This is a genomic window from Streptacidiphilus pinicola (assembly GCF_003258295.1).
Lineage (GTDB): Bacteria > Actinomycetota > Actinomycetes > Streptomycetales > Streptomycetaceae > Streptacidiphilus > Streptacidiphilus pinicola.
Genome location: NZ_QKYN01000015.1, coordinates 1 through 17,253, shown reverse-complemented (window position 1 = coordinate 17,253; position 17,253 = coordinate 1). Strand labels below are relative to the sequence as shown.

16 protein-coding genes and 2 pseudogenes are annotated in these 17,253 nt (G+C 69.4%); 8 read left to right on the top strand and 10 right to left on the bottom strand.

Annotated features, from left to right (window positions below):
• Positions 1–231: 231 nt before the first annotated feature.
• From DN069_RS42305 to DN069_RS03730, 4 genes and pseudogenes are all read right to left on the bottom strand, one after another.
• Entirely contained in the window at positions 232–744 is a 513-nt protein-coding gene (locus DN069_RS42305; RefSeq protein ID WP_279387867.1) for a cation:proton antiporter family protein, read from the bottom strand.
• Positions 745–886: 142 nt separating this feature from the next.
• Positions 887–1,813, bottom strand: a pseudogene (locus tag DN069_RS42300) (cation:proton antiporter); the annotation flags it as partial.
• A 131-nt stretch (positions 1,814–1,944) separates the two neighbouring features.
• Positions 1,945–2,961, bottom strand: coding sequence for a zinc-dependent alcohol dehydrogenase family protein (locus tag DN069_RS03735; RefSeq protein WP_111499356.1), 1,017 nt, complete (start codon positions 2,959–2,961; stop codon positions 1,945–1,947).
• A gap of 72 nt (positions 2,962–3,033) precedes the next feature.
• On the bottom strand, positions 3,034–3,366 hold the full coding sequence (locus DN069_RS03730) for a carboxymuconolactone decarboxylase family protein (RefSeq protein ID WP_111499355.1): 333 nt from the start codon (positions 3,364–3,366) through the stop codon (positions 3,034–3,036).
• A gap of 324 nt (positions 3,367–3,690) precedes the next feature.
• On the opposite strand from DN069_RS03730, the gene DN069_RS03725 reads away from it, so the two are divergent.
• Entirely contained in the window at positions 3,691–4,572 is an 882-nt protein-coding gene (locus tag DN069_RS03725; protein WP_111499359.1) for a helix-turn-helix domain-containing protein, read from the top strand.
• 54 nt (positions 4,573–4,626) lie between these two features.
• Here the strand turns inward: DN069_RS03725 and DN069_RS03720 are convergent, their stop codons facing one another.
• The gene (locus tag DN069_RS03720) at positions 4,627–5,082 is read right to left on the bottom strand and encodes a MarR family winged helix-turn-helix transcriptional regulator (protein ID WP_111499354.1); all 456 of its coding nucleotides are present in this window, start codon (positions 5,080–5,082) and stop codon (positions 4,627–4,629) included.
• Between the two features lie 75 nt (positions 5,083–5,157).
• Here DN069_RS03720 and DN069_RS03715 point away from each other — a divergent pair, with 75 nt between their 5' ends.
• Positions 5,158–5,973 carry an SDR family NAD(P)-dependent oxidoreductase gene (locus DN069_RS03715; RefSeq protein ID WP_111499353.1) on the top strand — a complete coding sequence of 272 codons (816 nt, stop codon included), beginning with the start codon at positions 5,158–5,160 and terminating at the stop codon, positions 5,971–5,973.
• Between the two features lie 51 nt (positions 5,974–6,024).
• Here DN069_RS03715 and DN069_RS03710 read toward each other — a convergent pair whose 3' ends face one another.
• Together DN069_RS03710 and gndA are read right to left on the bottom strand one after the other, a co-directional pair.
• Positions 6,025–6,945: an alpha/beta hydrolase gene (locus DN069_RS03710; RefSeq protein WP_243638880.1), complete on the bottom strand. Its 921-nt coding sequence runs from the start codon at positions 6,943–6,945 to the stop codon at positions 6,025–6,027.
• A gap of 201 nt (positions 6,946–7,146) precedes the next feature.
• Complete coding sequence (gndA, locus tag DN069_RS03705; RefSeq protein WP_111499352.1) at positions 7,147–8,592, bottom strand: NADP-dependent phosphogluconate dehydrogenase; 1,446 nt, start codon at positions 8,590–8,592, stop codon at positions 7,147–7,149.
• Between the two features lie 415 nt (positions 8,593–9,007).
• On the opposite strand from gndA, the gene DN069_RS03700 reads away from it, so the two are divergent.
• From DN069_RS03700 to DN069_RS03680, 5 genes are all read left to right on the top strand, one after another.
• Complete coding sequence (locus tag DN069_RS03700; RefSeq protein ID WP_111499351.1) at positions 9,008–9,607, top strand: flavodoxin family protein; 600 nt, start codon at positions 9,008–9,010, stop codon at positions 9,605–9,607.
• Positions 9,608–9,662: 55 nt separating this feature from the next.
• Complete coding sequence (locus DN069_RS03695) at positions 9,663–10,055, top strand: nuclear transport factor 2 family protein (RefSeq protein ID WP_111499350.1); 393 nt, start codon at positions 9,663–9,665, stop codon at positions 10,053–10,055.
• A 42-nt stretch (positions 10,056–10,097) separates the two neighbouring features.
• On the top strand, positions 10,098–10,796 hold the full coding sequence (locus DN069_RS03690; protein WP_111499349.1) for a type 1 glutamine amidotransferase domain-containing protein: 699 nt from the start codon (positions 10,098–10,100) through the stop codon (positions 10,794–10,796).
• Between the two features lie 178 nt (positions 10,797–10,974).
• A complete protein-coding gene (locus DN069_RS03685) occupies positions 10,975–11,907 on the top strand; it encodes an NADP-dependent oxidoreductase (protein WP_111499357.1) in 933 nt (310 codons plus the stop codon).
• Positions 11,908–12,022: 115 nt separating this feature from the next.
• Positions 12,023–12,892, top strand: coding sequence for a helix-turn-helix transcriptional regulator (locus tag DN069_RS03680; protein ID WP_111499348.1), 870 nt, complete (start codon positions 12,023–12,025; stop codon positions 12,890–12,892).
• 916 nt (positions 12,893–13,808) lie between these two features.
• Here the strand turns inward: DN069_RS03680 and DN069_RS03670 are convergent.
• On the bottom strand, positions 13,809–14,894 hold the full coding sequence (locus DN069_RS03670) for an integrase core domain-containing protein (protein WP_111499346.1): 1,086 nt from the start codon (positions 14,892–14,894) through the stop codon (positions 13,809–13,811).
• A gap of 58 nt (positions 14,895–14,952) precedes the next feature.
• Positions 14,953–15,249: pseudogene (locus DN069_RS42770) on the bottom strand (IS1634 family transposase); the annotation flags it as partial.
• Positions 15,250–15,522: 273 nt separating this feature from the next.
• Here DN069_RS42770 and DN069_RS03660 point away from each other — a divergent pair.
• Complete coding sequence (locus DN069_RS03660; protein WP_133259823.1) at positions 15,523–16,776, top strand: glycosyltransferase; 1,254 nt, start codon at positions 15,523–15,525, stop codon at positions 16,774–16,776.
• Between the two features lie 211 nt (positions 16,777–16,987).
• Here DN069_RS03660 and DN069_RS03655 read toward each other — a convergent pair.
• Positions 16,988–17,253, bottom strand: a 266-nt coding sequence (locus tag DN069_RS03655; protein ID WP_243638878.1) for a transposase, incomplete at its 5' end; no start/stop codon positions are given.

Here is a 17,253-nt window from a genome sequence, read left to right as displayed (position 1 = left end):
CGGTCGCGAACAGCAGCGTCAGCCCGCGGCTCGTGGTGGGTGGGGTCCCCTGGTCGCTGTCGGGCGTGGGTGGCGGGGGGGGGGGGGTGGGGGTGTCGGGGGTCGTCATGGGGTTTCTCCAACCGGGCGCTGCCGCTGGACGCGTTCACCGGGACCGTAGGGGACGGGGTGTCCTGCCGACATGGCGTGAGACACGGCGGGCGTGGGCCTGGCGTGCTCGTCGGACGGGGGTCACTCTTCTTCTCGTCCGGCCAGGCGGACCTCTTCGTAGTCCAGGGCGGTCTGCAGGCGGCGCAGTACGGTGTCGTCGATCTTGCGTTCGTCGCGCAGGCGGACCACGGTGGCGCGTTTGTGGGCGATGAGGGCGAGGCGCAGGTCGGTGTAGTGGCGGTTGTGGACCAGGGCGGGATCGTCGTCCGAGGTGCCGCCGCTGGCCCGGACAGTGGCCAGGTGGGCTTCGTACTCCTGGCGCAGCCACTCGGCGACCTTGGGGGTGGTGCCGCGTTCGGCGGCGAGTTTCGGCAGGGCTTCGATGGCTTCCTCGGTGGCCGCGGTCTCGGCCAGCAGCAGTTCCTCCTCGACGGAGGTGTCGGGCGGCAGCTGGGCCCAGCGGACCACGGCCGGCAGGAGCAGGCCCTGCCCCACCAGGGTCACCACGATCACGCCGGAGGTGACGAAGACGATGAGGTCGCGGTCGGGGAAGGGCTGGCCGGAGTGGAGGGACTGGGGGACGGACAGCGCCACGGCGAGCGAGACCGCGCCCCTGAAACCGGCGAATCCGCTGACAATTCGCGCGGTGGCTGATTCGCAGGAGACGCTGCTGGGGGCGTCGGTCGATCGCGCGGATGAGGTAGGCGGAGGCGAACAGGAACGCGAACCGGACCGCGACGAGCACACCGGTGACCACGGCGATCATGGCCAGGCCCCGGGACAGGTCGGAGTGGCTCAGGTGGCGGACCGCGTATTGGAGTTCGACTCCGACCAGAACGAACAGCACGCCGTTGATGATGAAGGTGGCCAGTGGCCACAGGGCCAGGGCCTGGCGGCGGTGCTCGGCGCGGATGAGCCGGGGTGCGACCTGGGCCATGATCAGGCCGCTGACGACGACGGCGAGGACGCCCGAGGCGTGGATCAGTTCCGCCAGCAGGTAGGCCGTGAACGGCGCCAGGATCATGACGAGGTTGCCGAGCAGTGGGTCGTCCAGGCGGCGGCGCAGGTTCATGTTGACCCAGGCGACCAGGATGCCGACCGCGGCGCCGCCGCCGTAGGCCAGCACGAACAGGGCCCCGACGTGGGGCAGGGTGAGGTGTTCCTCGCCGACGGTGATGCCGACCGCCAGGCCGTAGATGACCAGGGCTGTTCCGTCGTTGACGAGGCTCTCGGCCCGCAGCACGGTGACCTGGCGGCGCGGCAGGGTCCGGGCCAGGACGCCCACGGCGGTGGCGTCGGTGGGGGCCACCGCGGCACCGAGCACCCAGGCGGGTCCCCACGGCAGGCCGAGTGCGTGGCCGACGGCCGCGACGGCCCAGGCGGTGAGGATGACCAGCACGGTGCTGAGCAGGACGATGCCGCGCAGGTTCGTGCGGATCTCACGCAGGGAGGTGGTCAGGCTCTCCCAGTACAGAAGTACGGGCAGGAACAGCAGCAGCACCACTTCCGGCGGGAGTTCCATCCGGCGCACGGCCGGGACGAGCCCCACCAGCACGCCCACGACCAGCAGCACCACGGGGGTGGCGACCTTCAGGCGCTGGGCTGCGACCTGGCCCGCCAGCACGGCCGCGCCGAGGAGCACGACGAGTTCGAGAGCGGACATGGTGAGGTCTCCCCTTGGGGTGGGCGCGAGTGGTCGGTCGGGGGCGGGGCTCTGAGGCGGTGGTGGCCCGGCGGGCGCGGGCGGCTCGGGGGAGGCCGGGCGCGCGCCCGCCGGGAGTCAGCGGGCGATGGTCAGGGCTTGAGCAGTGCCTTGATGGCGCGGCGCTCGTCCATGGCCTTGTAGGCCTCGGCGACCTCGGTCAGCGGCAGGGTGAGGTCGAAGACCTTGCCCGGCTCGATGCGGCCGGAAAGGACCCGCTGGATCAGGTCGGGCAGGTAGTCGCGCACGGGGGCGGGGCCGCCGCGCAGGGCGAAGTGGGAGTAGAACAGCTCCTCGGCCGGGACGTTCACGTCGTGGGGCATGCCGACGAAGCCGACGTTGCCGCCCGGGCGGGTGGAGCGCAGGGCCTGCAGCATCGACTCGTTGGTGCCGACGCACTCCAGGACGGAGTCGGCGCCGATGCCGCCGGTCATCTCCTTGATGCGGGCCACGCCCTCGTCGCCGCGCACGTCGACGATGTCGGTGGCGCCGAACTGAAGGGCGAGCTTCTGCCGGGAGGCGTGGCGGCTCATCGCCACGATGCGCTCGGCGCCCATTTCCTTCGCGGCGATCACACCCGACAGGCCGACCGCGCCGTCGCCGACGACGACCACGGTGGAGCCCGGCTTGACCTCTGCGGCGCGGGCGGCGTACCAGCCGGTGCCCATGACGTCGGACAGGGCCAGCAGGCTCGGGATCAGCTCGGCGGAGGGCTGCTCGGGGGTGGCGACCAGGGTGCCGTCGGCGAGCGGGACCCGGATGTACTGGGACTGGCAGCCGTTGGGGAAGTCCCGGTTCAGGCAGGAGGTCTGGTAGCCGTTGCGGCAGTTGGCGCAGGTGTTGTCGGAGGCGATGAACGATCCGATGACGAACTGGCCGGGCTTGATCGTGGTGACGTCCGTGCCGACCTCCTCGACGACGCCGACGTACTCGTGGCCGATCGGGGTCGGGGAGGTGACCGGGTTGATGCCGCGGTAGGGCCACAGGTCCGAGCCGCACACGCAGGTGGCGACGGTGCGGATCACCGCGTCGGTCGGGCGGGTGATCTGCGGGTCCGGGCGGTCCTCGATCCGGATGTCCCCGGTGGCGTGGAGCATTGTTCCGAGCATGAGGGTTCCTTACGTGTGCGGTGGTGCGGGTGGTCGACAGCCGTCGTCGCAGGCGGTCAGGCGGTCAGGCGGTCAGGGGGTCTGCTGGGCCTGGTCGGCGACGGCCCGCAGTTGGTTGATCGCCGTCATCGCGTTCGGCCAGCCGGCGTAGAAGGCCAGGTGGGTGATGGCCTCGGTGAGCTCCTCGACGCTCAGGCCGTTCTCGATGGCCCGGCCGAGATGGAAGCCGAGCTGCTCGGTGCGGTACAGGGCCGCCAGGACGCTGACGGTGACCAGGCTGCGGTCCCTCGGGGACAGCTGCGGGCGCTCCCACACGTCACCGAACAGGACCTGGTCGGTCAGCTCCGCCAGCTTCGGTGCGAAGTCCTGCAGCGTGGTGGGGGCGACGGACTTGTCTTCGGGCATGCGTTGTCACTCCTTGCGGGGCCGGGACCTGGGTGCATCGTGACGCGCGGCCGGGTGATCCGGCGGGATTGGGATGCGGTTGTGCGCCATTTGGTGGAGAGGCGGCATCCGTGTGACCTCGCAGTCCGGTGTCACACTCATGACCGTGTCACGGACCCATCCAACACAAAAGAGGAGAAACCCATCCAGGGATAAATCACTCCCCCCTTCTCGGATGAGGAGCTCCGGCCGTGCCACCTGCGCCTTTACATGAATGGCGGGGTGTTTCCCACGGAGGAAACTCTCCCCCTCACAAACCGGGCACGCTGTGCCATGGTGGAAAGCATGGCCCGAAACCCGAACCTCAACGAACTGGGAGAATTCCTCAAGGAACGACGCGCCGAAATAAACCCCGGTGACCTGGGACTGCCCGCGAACAAGCAGCCGCGACGAGTGCGCGGCCTGCGCCGTGAGGAGGTAGCGCACCTTGCCGCGGTGAGCACCGACTACTACACGCGCCTCGAACAGGGTCGTGTGCACCCCTCCGGCCGGGTCCTCGGCGCTCTCGCGGGTGTCCTGCGGCTGAGTGAGGACCAACGCGCCCACCTGTTCCGCCTCGCCGGAACCGATGCCCTGCGGCGCCCCCACCGGCGCCCGCGCCAAAAGGCCCGGCCCGAACTGCTGCGTCTGCTGGACGACCTGGGCACCACGCCCGCGCTGGTGCTGGGCCGCCGCACCGACATCCTCGCCTGGAACACCCAGGCCGCGGCCCTGCTCACCGACTTCGGCGAGATCCCTGTCAAGCACCGCAACTACGTCCGGCTGCTGTTCACCGACCCCGCGATGCGCACCCTCTACCAGGACTGGGAGAACATCGCCCGCACGGCCGTGGCACAGCTGCGGACCGAGGCGGCGCGCACCCCGGCCGACCCTCGCCTGAACACCCTGGTCGGCGAACTGTCCACCAGGGACGAGCACTTCAGGATCTGGTGGGCCGGCCACGTCGTGGCGGGCCTGTGCGTGCGGGCCAAGCAGTTGAACCATCCGGTCGTCGGACCGCTCACCCTCGACTGGACCACCCTCATCAGCGCGACCGACCCCGACCAGCACCTGGTCACCTGGAGCGCCGAACCCGGCAGCCCCGCCGACGACGCGCTGCGCCTGCTCGCGTCCTGGTCGGCTACCTCCCCCGGGCCCCCGCCCTCCCAGGCCGACACCGCGGCCTGAGTACCCGCCGGCGCAGAGCCGATGGGGCGTCGACGCGGAGCGCCGCCGTGGGGGTCAGTCCTCGCGGACGGCCTCGCACACCTCGTCGAGCAGCGCGCGCAACTGCTCCGCCGGGGCAGCGCCGAGGGCGTCCTTGATCTGCTGCTCGACCTCTGCGACGACCGCGTCGGCCGCCCGCAGCGCTTCGCGGCCGGCTTCGGTGAGGTGGAGCTCCTGGATGTGCCGGTGGCGGGGATGCTCGCGGCGCTCCACCTGCCCGCGGCCTTCCAGGCGCGCCACCAGCGAGGCGACGGCCTGCGGAGTGACGTTCAGCCGGCGGGCCAACTCAGCTCCGGCCAGGCCGGGCTGACTGTGGACCGTGATCAGCAGCGCGTAGTGCGAGACCGCCATCCCCAGGGCCCGCAGCCGCTGCTCCTTCGCAGCCTGCACAGCCAGCTCCGCGCGCCGAAGTGCCCAGGTCACCCGGTCCAGCGCATCGGGCCCGACGGGCTCCTCCTCGTTGCGTGTCACCGCACAAGCCTATCCCGGCAAACGTCAGTATCAAACGTTTGACATTAGACAAATGCTTGATGCACGGTGGGTGGCATGACTCGAAACCTCGCCCTCGTCACCGGCGCTTCCTCCGGAATCGGCGCCGCATACGCACGCCTCCTCGCGCAGGACAACGACCTGGTCCTGGTCGCCCGGCGCGCCGACCGACTCGACGAGCTGGCGCGAGAGCTGCGCGCCGACGGCGCGGCGGTCGAGGTGCTGCCGGCCGACCTCGCCAGCAGCACCGGCATCGCCGCCGTGACCGACCGCCTTGCCGCCGGCGACATCCACCTGCTGATCAGCAACGCCGGCGCGGGCGGTTACGCGCCGCTGGCCGACGTCGACCCGGCGGACATCGACAAGCTGCTCACCCTCAACGCCGTCGCGCCGATCCAGCTGGTCCGCGCCGCCCTTCCCGGGATGCTCGCCGCCAAGGAGGGCAGCATCGTCACCGTCGCTTCCCTGCTGGCCTTCAGTGCCGGCGCCAACGATCCGCGAGCGCCGCGGCGCACCCTGTACGCCGCGGCGAAAGCCGCCACCTTGGCCTTCACCCGCACCCTCGCGGGTGAGCTCGCCGACACCCCGATCCGCACCCAGGTCGTCTGCCCAGGCGTCGTCGCCACGGAGTGGAACGGCGGCCGCGGCCACGAGATCCCCTGGGCGATGTCGCCCGAGGACGTCGCCGCGGCCAGCCTGTCGGGCCTGCGGCTCGGGGAACGCGTGTGCATCCCCGGACTTGAGGACGCCGCCCAGGCTCTCGACGCGCTCCAGGCCGCCGAGACCGCACTGCTCACCGGGGGCAACAAGCCCTCTCCCGCCAGCCGGTACATCCAGGCCACCCAGCACCAGGACACCTCTGGACCGCAGTAACCGTTTGCGAGCTTCGCGGCGCCCGGCTTGTTTCGTATCCCGCCGGTCTGGTCAAAGGACCTTGAAGAAGTCCACCATCTTGGTCACCGCCTGGTCGACGTACTCGGGCACGTCGTACATCGCGATGTGCGTGGCGCCGTCCACGACGAAGAGTTCCTTCGGGCCGTTGGACAGTTCGTGGGCCTGGTCGCTGAACACCTTGGTGTCCGCCTTGCTGCCGGCGATGAGCAGCATCGGCTGGGTCAGCAGCTGCGGGATCTGGTCGAACGCGGAGAACGCGTACATGCGGTCCATGCTGGTCAGCAGGAAGCGGCCCTTGGAATTGGGGTGCTGGCCCCGGGGCGTGCGGTAGTAGTCGTATCCCTCGCGCAGGAGGTCGGGGGTGTTCTCGTCGATCTCCTCGGCGGTCTCGGGGACGAACGGGGCATAGAGGGGCTCTCCGCCGCGTGCTTCCACGGTGCGCTGCTGGGCGACCATCTCCAGGGTCTTGATGTGCTCGGCCGGCGGGACGCTGTGGCCGAGGAAGGCCCGGGAGCCCTCGCCCATCGGGGCGGCGCTGACGGTGGCCACCGCCTTGAAGCGGCGCTCGGTCTGGGCCACGGCCAGCGCGTAGCCGCCTCCGGCGCAGATGCCGAAGACGCCCATGCGCTCGGTGTCGACGAACGGCAGGGTGGTCAGGAAGTCCGCCGCGCTGCGGGCGTCTTCCACTCGGGCGGTGGGGTCTTCCAGGAGGCGGGGTTCGCCGCCGCTCTCGCCTTGGTAGGAGGCGTCGAAGACCACGGTGACGTAGCCGTGGGCGGCGAGCCGTGCGGCGTAGTGCCCGATGGTCTGTTCCTTCACGCCGCCGGCCGGATGGATGCCGACGAGAGCCGGATACGTCCGGTCCTCGCGGAAGTCGTCGGGCAGGTGGAGGTGCCCGGCGATGTCGATGGACTTGTTCTTGAACGAAACGGGCTTGACCATGATGTCCATCCCATTCTTCTCGGCCTCAGCCTGCCGCCGGGACCCGGTAATGAAAAGGTTTCACGCCCAGCCACGGTCATCCAGGGATAAATCCATCCCCCCATCGCCTGACTGAATTCCCGACGCCCCCGCGCGGCCACGTGCACGTGCGTGCCCGAAAAAGGAGCGCGCGGGAATTCCCGCCGAGAACGTAGGCAGGGTGACAGCCGGTCAGATGTCGGTGCGGGATTCCGGGCGGCCGGATTCGGCCCAGTGGGTGTGGTAGCTGCCGTCGCGGTCGGTGCGGTGGTAGGTGTGGGCGCCGAAGAAGTCCCGCAGGCCCTGGATGAGTGCGGCGGGCAGGTGCTGACTGCGCAGGGTGTCGTAGAAGGCGAGGGAGGCGGAGAAGGCCGGCACCGGGATGCCGCGGTGGGCGGCGATCGCCACGACCTCGCGCCAGGGCACCTGGGCGTCGGCGACCTCGGCCGCGAACCGATCCTCGGCCAGCAGGCTGACCAGGTCTCGGTTGGCGGCGTGCGCGGCGCGGATGCGGTCGAGGAACGCGGCGCGGATGATGCACCCGCCACGCCAGATCTTCGCGACCTCACCGAGGTCGATGTCCCAGCCGTACTCGGCGGCGCCGTCGCGGATCATGGTCCAGCCCTGGTCGTAGGCGATGACCTTGGACGCGTACAGGGCCTGCTCGACCTGCTCGGTGAAGCGCTCGGCCTCGTGCCGGTGGAGCTCTTGAGCTGTGCCACCGGGCAGCGGCCGGTAGGCCGCGCGCAGTTCGGAGCGGGAGGAGGCGACGCGGGCGAAGGTGGCCTGGGCGATGGCGGTGACCGGTGAGCCGAGGTCGAGCGCGGTCTGCACGGTCCAGCGTCCAGTGCCCTTCTGCTCGGCGGCATCGCGCACGATGTCAACGAACGGCGCGTCGGTGGCGGGGTCGGTGTGGGCGAGGACCTCGGCGGTGATCTCGATGAGATAGGAGTTGAGGCGTCCCTTGTTCCAGCGGCGGAAGATCTCGGCGATCTCGGCCGGGGTGTAGTCGGCGACGTCGCGCAGCAGGTGGTAGGCCTCGGCGATGAGCTGCATGTCGGCGTACTCGATGCCATTGTGGACCATCTTGACGAAGTGTCCGGCGCCGTCGGTGCCGATGTGGGTGCAGCAGGGTTCGCCCTCCACGTGGGCGCTGATCTTCTCCAGCATCGGGCCGAGGACGGTGTAGGACTCCGTGGAGCCGCCGGGCATGATTGAGGGGCCGTGCAGGGCGCCTTCCTCGCCGCCGGAGACGCCGGTGCCGACGAAGTGGATGCCGCGTTCGCGCAGGGCTTTCTCGCGGCGGCGGGTGTCGGCGAAGTGGGCGTTGCCGCCGTCGATGATCATGTCGCCCGGCTCCAGGAGCGGGGCGAACTCGTCGATGACGGCGTCGGTGGCGTCCCCGGCCTTCACCATGATCATGAGGCGTCGGGGGCGTTCGAGCGCGGCCACGAACTCCTCGGCCGACTCGCACGGCACGAAGGACCCCTCGCGGCCGAACTCCTCCACCAGAGCCCGGGTCCGGGCCGCGGTGCGGTTGTGCAGAGCCACGGTGTAGCCGTTGCGTGCGAAGTTCCGGGCCAGGTTGCGGCCCATCACCGCCAGCCCTGTCACGCCGATCTGCGCCGAAGCATCCATGATCTTTCATCCCTTCTCGTCTCGGCCCCTGTCCGGCCCCGGACCGGTCGGACCGCGCCGCGGTTGGGTAGTGCCGGGCACACCCGTGCAGACGCCGGCACTCGTGGAGAAGCCGTCCGCGACGGGGGCGCGGGCGCCCGTGGCGCCAGTATGTGCGTCTGTCTAGGAAAGAAGGAGGGAGGAATCTCTCCCCCCTTGAATTATTCGCGGTGGCTCTTGCCGGGCGTCAACATACCTGGACCGGATCTTCCCCGCCCCTCGGCAATCGGGCGAATCTCCAGCCCATGGATCGGATTCACTCGAAAGGCGGGACGAAATCATCCGGGGAGTAATCCGTCCCTGTTTCCCCGAGTCCGGGCGGTGCAGTGTGGTGGACGTACCCCCGATTCCCTCCTTTTCGAGGAGCAGTACCGTCATGACTTCTCCGGTCCGGCCCCGCGTCGCCATAGCGTTCCACTCCGGCTACGGCCACACCGCCGTCCTGGCCGAGGCGGTGGCCCGGGGCGCCGCCTCCGAGGGGGCCGACGTGGTGTCCATCGCGGTCGACGCCATCACCGACGAGCAGTGGGCCGAGCTGGACGCCGCCGACGCGATCGTCTTCGGCTCGCCCACCTACATGGGCACCGCGTCGGCCGCCTTCCACGCCTTCGCCGAGGCGAGCAGCAAGCGCTGGTACACCCAGACCTGGGCGGGCAAGCTCGCCGCCGGCTTCACCAACTCCGGCGCCAAGGCGGGCGACAAGTCCTACACCCTGGACTACTTCGTCACCATGGCCGCCCAGCACGCCATGCACTGGGTCAGCCTCGGGATCCAGCCGGGCTGGGCCGCGACCACCGGCAGCGAGATGGATCTGAACCGGCTCGGATACTTCGCCGGCGCGGCAGCGCAGACCCCCGTCGACGCCGGCCCCGATGCCGTGCACAAGTCCGACATCGCCACCGCCGAGCACCTGGGCGCCCGCGTCGCCCGCGAGACCGCAGTCTTCGCCGCGGGCCGCGCCGCCCTGGCCGCCTGATCTGGCACATCCCACCGCACCGCATTCACCCCCGCACCGTCCAAGGAGCACAACCATGTCCGACAACCCGAACATCGCCCTCGTCCGCCGCCTGTACGACTCCGGCATGGCCCCCGAGGTCACCACCGAGATCATGTCCCCGGACCTGGTCTGGGACATCACCCCCGGCTTCCCCAACAGCGGCGTCTACCACGGCTGGGACAGCGTCGGCCGGGACTTCTTCGGCCCGATCATGCCGAGCTACAAGACCTTCGGCGCCAGGGCGGAGCAGTTCTTCGGCGACGAAGAGGGCCACGTCTTCGTCCTCGGGCACTACCACGCCGAGACGAAGACCGGGAACACCGCGGACGTCCGCTTCATCCACTTCTGGACTGTCGCGGACGGCAAGCTCGCCCACCTGATCCAGGCCGCCGACAGCCACGTGCTGCAGGAAGCCCTCAAGGGCTGACCCACCCCACCACCACCCATCCGATCCTCAGGGAGCATTCCCATGGCAAAGATCCTTTTCCTGGTCACCGCCGCCACCCACTGGACCCTGGCCGACGGCTTCCAGCAGCCGGCCGGGTTCTGGGCCGAGGAGGCGCTCGGCCCCTACGCGGTCTTCAAGGAGGCCGGCTACGACATCGCCTGCGCCACCCCGGGCGGCGTCCCGCCGACCGCCGACGCCCTCAGCCTGACCCCGGACTTCAACGGGGGCGAGGAAGGTGCCGAGGCCATGAAGAAGGCACTGCGCGAGGCCACCGAACTGCAGCACCCGATGCGCATCGAGGACGTCAACATCGACGACTACGACGCCGTCTTCGTCCCCGGCGGCTGGGGTCCCATGGAGGACCTGCCCGACAACGCCGCCTCCGGGAAACTGCTCACCGACTGGCTCGCCTCCGGCAAGCCCATTTCGCTGGTCTGCCACGGCCCGGCCGCGCTGCTGGCCACCCTCGACGCCGACGGCAACTCCCCGTTCCACGGCTACCGGCTGACCGGCCTGTCCAACGCCGAGGAACGGCAGAACGGCCTCGCCGACCGCGCCAAGTGGCTGCTCCAGGACCGCCTGGTCGCCGAGCTGGGCGCCGACTACCGCGAGAGCGAGCCGTTCACGGCGCACGTCGAGGTGGACCGCACCCTGTTCACCGGCCAGAACCCGTACTCGGCCGTCCCACTGGCCCAGGAAGTCGTCAAGGCCCTCAGCTGACACCCAGCACGCCCACGGCGAGGACCGGGTGCCCGGCAGCGTGCGCTGCCGGGCACCCGGTCCGCCCCCTCACCGCCCCGGTCAGTGCGGGCCCGCTGACGCAGACGGGGCCGCGCATCCAATTGACCAGAGCCGCGCCCGGCCTCGGCCACCGCGCAAAGCTACGGAAGTGATCACCGTGAAGGCTGTTGGAGTGACGCAGTTCGGCGGCCCCGAGTCGCTGCACATGCTGGACCTGCCCGTCCCGGAAGCCAGCCCGGGAGAGATCCGCATCAAAGTGTCTGCCGCGGGCGTGAACGCGATCGACTCGCTGATACGCCGAGGGCTGGCGGTCGCGCCGACCGCCGTACCGCCCTTCGTCCCCGGCATGGACGCTGCCGGCGTTGTCGACCAGATCGGCCAGGGTACGGAGACCGATCTGCGGGTCGGCGACCGCGTGATGGCCATCGTCGTCCCCAACCAGAGCCACGGCGCCTACGCCCAGTACGTCACCGTGCCCGCCCGCTCCGTGGTCAAGGCGCCGGTGGGCGCGAGCGATGCGCAGGCCGCCTCGCTGCCAATGAACGGCCTGACCGCGCGCCTCGCCCTGGACACCCTGGGTCTCGCCCCGGGCCAGACCCTGGCCGTGACCGGCGCCGCGGGCGCGGTCGGCGGATACGTCATCCAGCTCGCCAAGGACGACGGCCTGAAGGTCATCGCCGACGCCAGCCCCAAGGATGAGGCACTCGTCAAAGAGCTGGGTGCTGACCTGGTCCTACCTCGTGGCCCCGAGTACGCGCAGCAGGTGCGCGCACACGTCCCGGAGGGCGTCGACGCCCTGGTGGACGCCGCTTCCCTGGGAGAACTGGCCACGCCCGCCGTCCGCGACCAAGGAATGATGGTGAGCGTGCGCGGCGGCGACGGCGTCCGCGAGCGGGGAGTCGTCATCAAGTCGATCGTTGTGTTCAGCTACGCGCAGGAACAGGTCAAGCTGGACCGCCTGCGCCAGCAAGCCAAGGACGGACAGCTGACGCTCCGCGTCGCGCAGGTGCTCCCATTCGACCAGGCCCAGCAGGCCCACCAGCTCCTGGACGCCGGAGGCCTCCGCGGCCGCATCGTCCTGCAACTGTGACCCCGGGCGAGCCGGCCAACCGACCTGGGTGGTGTACGGGGGCGCGGATCGAACGCACATCCAGGGACAAAACCCTCCCCCTGACAACACCGCACACGGGTGCCAGGCTGGTGCCATGAAGCGCGATGACCACCGCAACGACCTGGGGGAATTCCTCAAAGCGCGCCGCGCCGAGCTGACCCCGGCCGCTGTCGGCCTGCCCGACGGCGGCCCGCGCCGCGTCGCGGGCCTGCGCCGGGAGGAAGTCGCCGTGCTGGCCGCGATCAGCACCGACTACTATTCCCGCCTCGAACAAGGCCGCATGCCCGCCTCGCCGGCCGTGCTGGCATCCCTGGCCCAGGTGCTGCGCCTGGACGACGACCAGCGCGACTACCTCTACGAGCTCGGCGCCAAGGACGAGTACCGGCCGCCGCGCCGCGCGCCCCGCCCCCGGGTCCAGGTGCAGCTGCAACGCATGCTCGACGACATGGCGCACACCCCCGCATTCGTGATCGGCCCGCGCACCGAGATCGTCGCCTGGAACACCATGGGCGCCGCCTTGATCACCGACTTCGCGCAGATCCCCGAGAAGCACCGCTACTACATAAGGATGCTGTTCGCCGACCCCGCGATGCGCGAGCTCTACGCGGACTGGGAAGGCGTGACCCGCCTGGCCATCGCCCAGATGCGCCGCCACAACGCGGCCAACCCCGGCGATGCCAAGCTGGCCGAACTCGTCGGCGAACTGTCCGTCCAGGATGCCCAGTTCCGCCAGTGGTGGGCCGACCACCACGTCGCCACCCGCGGCACCGGCACCAAGCACCTGCGCCACCCCGTCGTCGGCGACCTGCACCTGGACTGGAACGCCGTCACCTGGGCCGCCGACCCCGACCTGCAGATCATCGTCTGGACCGCGGAAGCAGGCAGCCCCACCCACGACGCGCTGCGTCTACTGTCATCGTGGGCTGCCGACCCCGCCCACGCGATCAGCGGCAGCCCCAGCTGACCCGGAACGGACCGTGGCTCCGCCGCTCTTGCTGAGCTCCCAGCTGGGTACCGTCGCTGTCGACCTTTGGTCGAGCCGGTTCTCATCTGCAGCTCTAACCGGGCCCAGACCAGCGGGGACAGCGCCCGCCGGTCAGCGTTGGTGAGACTTGTCGGCCCACTCGGCTCGGCCAGCGTGGTCAAGCCCGCTGCCACGCGGGGGCAGCAGGGCGCCGACGGCGTTGTCGGACTGCTGGAGGCGTGTACGCATGGAAGCGTTGGCCTGTTCCAGTTCCGCTACGCGTAGGGCGAGGGCCTGGATCTGGTTGGCGTAGGTCGCGATCGCTGCTCGCAGCTCCCGTCGCTCAGCCGCGTGCCGAGAGCGCAGCTCTCGGTCCTCGCGGTGGAGACGAGTGATCTCGGCAGCGAGGGTGTCGGTTTCAGACCGGGGAGCATCTGGAGCCCCCAGGATGCTCCCCGGATGATCTTGGCTATCGAGGAGCGGTAGGTAGGCCGCGCGGGAGAAACACGCCTCGTTCGCCACGGCGATCGCGGCGAGAAGGCCGGAGGTGCGCTCCGAGCGGCCAGGATCCGTTCGAAGGCGTGCACGATCGCTTGGTCGACGCCGGGCCGGAAAAGTCAGTCCCGACCTGGGTTGCGGTCGGTGATGTTCTCGGCGTCCCGTACCGCTCCGGCGACCGCGTGGGGGGAAGCGGCCGCAACGGGATGAATGGCAGTTCATGCAACAGTTCGTCGCACGCGGCGTCGTTCCTTCCGCTGGTCAACCGCCTAACTCCGCCTTCGGGTCGAGGCCTTGACGGGGGCTGGCCAGGACTGGGGCAGTGGACGCAACAATGATGCACTTGATACAACACTTCTCATGGCTGCTGAGGCACCCGGTTCGGCGCGTGTGGGGCTCGAAAAGTCATCGCCGCAGCTCAAGCCACGTACTGGTACTGGTTGATGGCTCCGCCGAGGACACGGGTGCGTAGGAGCTTGCCCGGTGCACCCGCGGACAGGTCCGGCGGCTGTTGCGGGGCTTCGGGTGGCCGTTGGTCTCGGGAGCGATGCGGTCGGTGGGCGTTGTAGTGCTCCTGGTATTCCGCGAGGACGCGTCGGGCGTGGGCCTCGTTGATGACCAGAACGTGGTCGAGCGCCTCGCGGCGGATCGTGCCGATGACGCGCTCGCAATGGGCGTTCATCCGCGGCACCCGGGGTGAGCTGAGCAGCACATCAATGCCTTCGGCCGCGAAGACGGCGTCGAAGGCGTCGGTGTACTTGCTGTCGCGGTCGCGCAGCACGAATCGGAGCGACTCGACGCGGCTGCCGAGGTTGGCGGTGAAGTCGCGGGCCTGCTGGGTCGCCCACTGCGCGGTGGGATGGGCGGTCACGCCGGTGACGTGGAGCTTGCGGGTGCCGTGTTCCAGGAACGCCAGGGCGTACAGCCGCCTACCGGTGATCGTGTCAACGTGGAAGAAGTCCGCCGCGACGATCCCCTCGGCCTGGGCGGTGAGGAACTCGCGCCAACTCGGGCCGGTACGACGTGGGGCCGGGTCGATGCCGGCCGCGTGCAGGATCTGCCAGACCGTGGAGGGCGCGATCGTATGCCCCAGCCGGACCAGTTCACCCTGGATCCGCCGGTGGCCCCACCGCGGGTTCTCCTGCGCGAGTCGCAGTACCAGCTTCTTGAGCGCCGCGTTCGTCGGTGGGCGACCGGTAGGGCGGCGTCGGTGGGAGTAGTCCCACCGCTTCGCGATCAGCCTGCGATGCCACGCCAGCAACGTCCCCGGGGTGATCGGGAAGACACGGCGCCAGTCGCAGCGCGGTATCAGCGACGACAGCGCAGCCAACCAGAACCGGTCCGCGGGCTCGTAACGGACCGGACCCCCAAGTTGCCGACGCAGCACCGCATTCTCATGCCGCAGCACCAGCAGCTCGGCGTCCTTGGCCGTGTTGCGGCGCAGCAGGACGCCCGGCACGGACAGCAACGCGCGGGTGATCCGGTACACCATCGAGACGATCACTTCTGCAGCATCCCAGCCGCCGACAAACGCCTCTCACGCCATCCCCACCTGCAGCGATGACTTTACGAGCCTCACAGGCGCGAAGGTAGCGGTTCAGGCCGGGCTTGTCGGCGATCCTCCCGCGCAGTTCGCCCCGCTTGAAGTCGCTGAGCTTGTCGGTGTCGGCGATCAAGTCGGCCAGCTGGGTGACGAGTTGTTCGCGCATGTGCCGGTCGCGCTCGGCCGCTTCGGGGTTGTGGCAGATCACGAACCGGTCGGTGTCGGATATCCGCACCTCCTTGACGCGCATGTTCTAGCCGACGTCCTGGTAGCGGCCCTGCCGGGACAGGGCGGCCTGCACCTCGGGACTCCCGGAAGTCCTATCCGGCTCGGAAAGTCAGGGCGGGCGGGATGTCTCTGCTTGGCTGACGCGGTTCCCATCATCGCCGACGGTCTCGGTGATCGAGACGGCCCCTGCCTTTTCGATAGGCCCACATCCCGGTCGTGATGTCCTGGCCCTGACCCACCACCCCGAGAGCCAGCGCGGCGAGATGTGCTCATAGGTGGACAACTCTCATGCGCATCCCTTTGCATCCGGGCAGAATTGTGGGAGCAGCCAGTCGGCGATCACCGTCGGGGGGAGAGAGTCTTGCGGGTAGTGCTGTCCTTCTGGGATGGCGGGGAAGGCCATCTGGCCCGGGTAGCCCATCTGGCCACGCTCCTGCGACAGCGCGGCGACCGTTATCTGATCATCTCTAGCAGGGCGAAGGTTGCCCGGATTCGCGCGCTCGCCCCTGAAGCGGACATCGCCGAGGTGAACAACCGCCCGGAGGGGCGGTGGCCTTCGAAGCCGCTGCCGGTGTATTCGCATGCCTTCCGGCATGCGCAGCGACGCCTCGCTCTGGGTTTCGGCGACCAGGACTTCGTCACAGCCAACACCGGTCGAGTGCTTAAGGTCCTGCGCGCGTTCCAACCCCACTTGGTGATCAACGACTACCACGACACCCTCCAGACCGCGGCCGAGTCGGCTGGCGTACCGGTGGTCTCCCTGGCGATGGCGCACGGACTGCGCTCAGGGCCCTCACTCGGTGCGTGGAAGCTACACGAATTGAATGGCCGTCCGCTTCCCGGGTGCCTGCGGAGCTTCAACCACAGCCGCGCACAGTGGGGCCTGGCTCCTTACGAAGACGAGCGGGAGATTTTCGAGGGAGACCTCAATCTCATACCGAGTTGCCCGGTGCTGGATCCGGTGCAGCAACGCACGAACGACGTATACGTGGGCCCCATCATGACGCCGCCTGCGCCACTGGACCGTCGACCGCGTCGAAGGCCCCTCGTCGTTTCCTACCTGGCGGAGGGGAACAACCGACCGGAGTCGACCTACCCACAGGCACTCGCAGCGGTGGTGAGGGCAGAGCGCAACGTTGAGTTCGCTGTTCTCGGGGGCGCGCGATACTCGCCCTACTTCCGTACCGGTGACACGTTCCTCGGCATGGTTCCGGTGCATCGGTATCTGGCTCTGCTGGACGAGGCGGACTTGGTGATCACCCACGGGGGCACCACGTTGGTGCACGCTTTGGAGCGGTCAGTTCCGGTGCTGTGCTTGCCTTGGACGTCGTCGGAGGCCGCGTGGGCGGTACGGGCTGAGCAGCACGGTGCAGGGATGCTGTACCCCGCATACCGCAGACCACTCGAATGGCGGGTCGATGACGCCGTCCATCCGTCGATACCTCTGGCCGGGCACTGGTCTTTGCCGATCACCGCGAGGGGACTCCTGAACAGCGTGCGGCAGATCTTGGAGGAGCCGAGCTACCGGAGTGCTGCGGCTGGCCTAAGGGAGCGACTTTCGGCGGCCCGGAGCCGCTTCGATCTGGTCGACCTCGTACGAAGCGCCAGCCGTTAGAACAAGTTACCGCGGGCCGCTCAGCCAGCGAGAAAGGGGTTTCCCGCATGCTTCGCTCTCGTCGGGAACTGTCCGCTCTGGCCGGGTGGTTGCGGGACCAGGCGGAACGACCCGCACCCGGAACGGACTCCTCGCTGACCGGGTTGCTGGGTGACCGGCTTCTCTCGCCGCTGCGTTCGCACAACACACCGTCCACCATTTAGACCGTGTCCTATGTGGTGAGTCGGATGAGGCGTTTGTAGCAGCAGACGGCTGCGGCGAGTCCGAGGAAGGCCAGGTAGTTGCGGGGGTCGCGTTCGTAGCGGTGGTTGAGTCGGCGGTAGCCGGTCAGCCAACTCATGGTGCGTTCGATGACCCAGCGGCGGCGGCCGAGACGTTCGCTGGACTCGATGCCCTTGCGGGCGATGCGCACACCGATCCGCTGACCTCGTAACCATTTCCGCAGGTCGGGGATGTCGTAGGCCTTGTCGGCGTGGG

Bases quoted from the DNA above. Each gene is read 5' to 3' on its own strand.
- DN069_RS03730 (WP_111499355.1), bottom strand. From the start codon at position 3,366: ATGCCCGAAGACAAGTCCGTCGCCCCCACCACGCTGCAGGACTTCGCA.
- DN069_RS03710 (WP_243638880.1), bottom strand. From the start codon at position 6,945: ATGGACATCATGGTCAAGCCCGTTTCGTTCAAGAACAAGTCCATCGAC.
- DN069_RS03735 (WP_111499356.1), bottom strand. From the start codon at position 2,961: ATGCTCGGAACAATGCTCCACGCCACCGGGGACATCCGGATCGAGGAC.
- gndA (WP_111499352.1), bottom strand. From the start codon at position 8,592: ATGGATGCTTCGGCGCAGATCGGCGTGACAGGGCTGGCGGTGATGGGC.
- DN069_RS03690 (WP_111499349.1), top strand. From the start codon at position 10,098: ATGGCAAAGATCCTTTTCCTGGTCACCGCCGCCACCCACTGGACCCTG.
- DN069_RS03695 (WP_111499350.1), top strand. From the start codon at position 9,663: ATGTCCGACAACCCGAACATCGCCCTCGTCCGCCGCCTGTACGACTCC.
- DN069_RS03725 (WP_111499359.1), top strand. From the start codon at position 3,691: ATGGCCCGAAACCCGAACCTCAACGAACTGGGAGAATTCCTCAAGGAA.
- DN069_RS03715 (WP_111499353.1), top strand. From the start codon at position 5,158: ATGACTCGAAACCTCGCCCTCGTCACCGGCGCTTCCTCCGGAATCGGC.
- DN069_RS03700 (WP_111499351.1), top strand. From the start codon at position 9,008: ATGACTTCTCCGGTCCGGCCCCGCGTCGCCATAGCGTTCCACTCCGGC.
- DN069_RS03680 (WP_111499348.1), top strand. From the start codon at position 12,023: ATGAAGCGCGATGACCACCGCAACGACCTGGGGGAATTCCTCAAAGCG.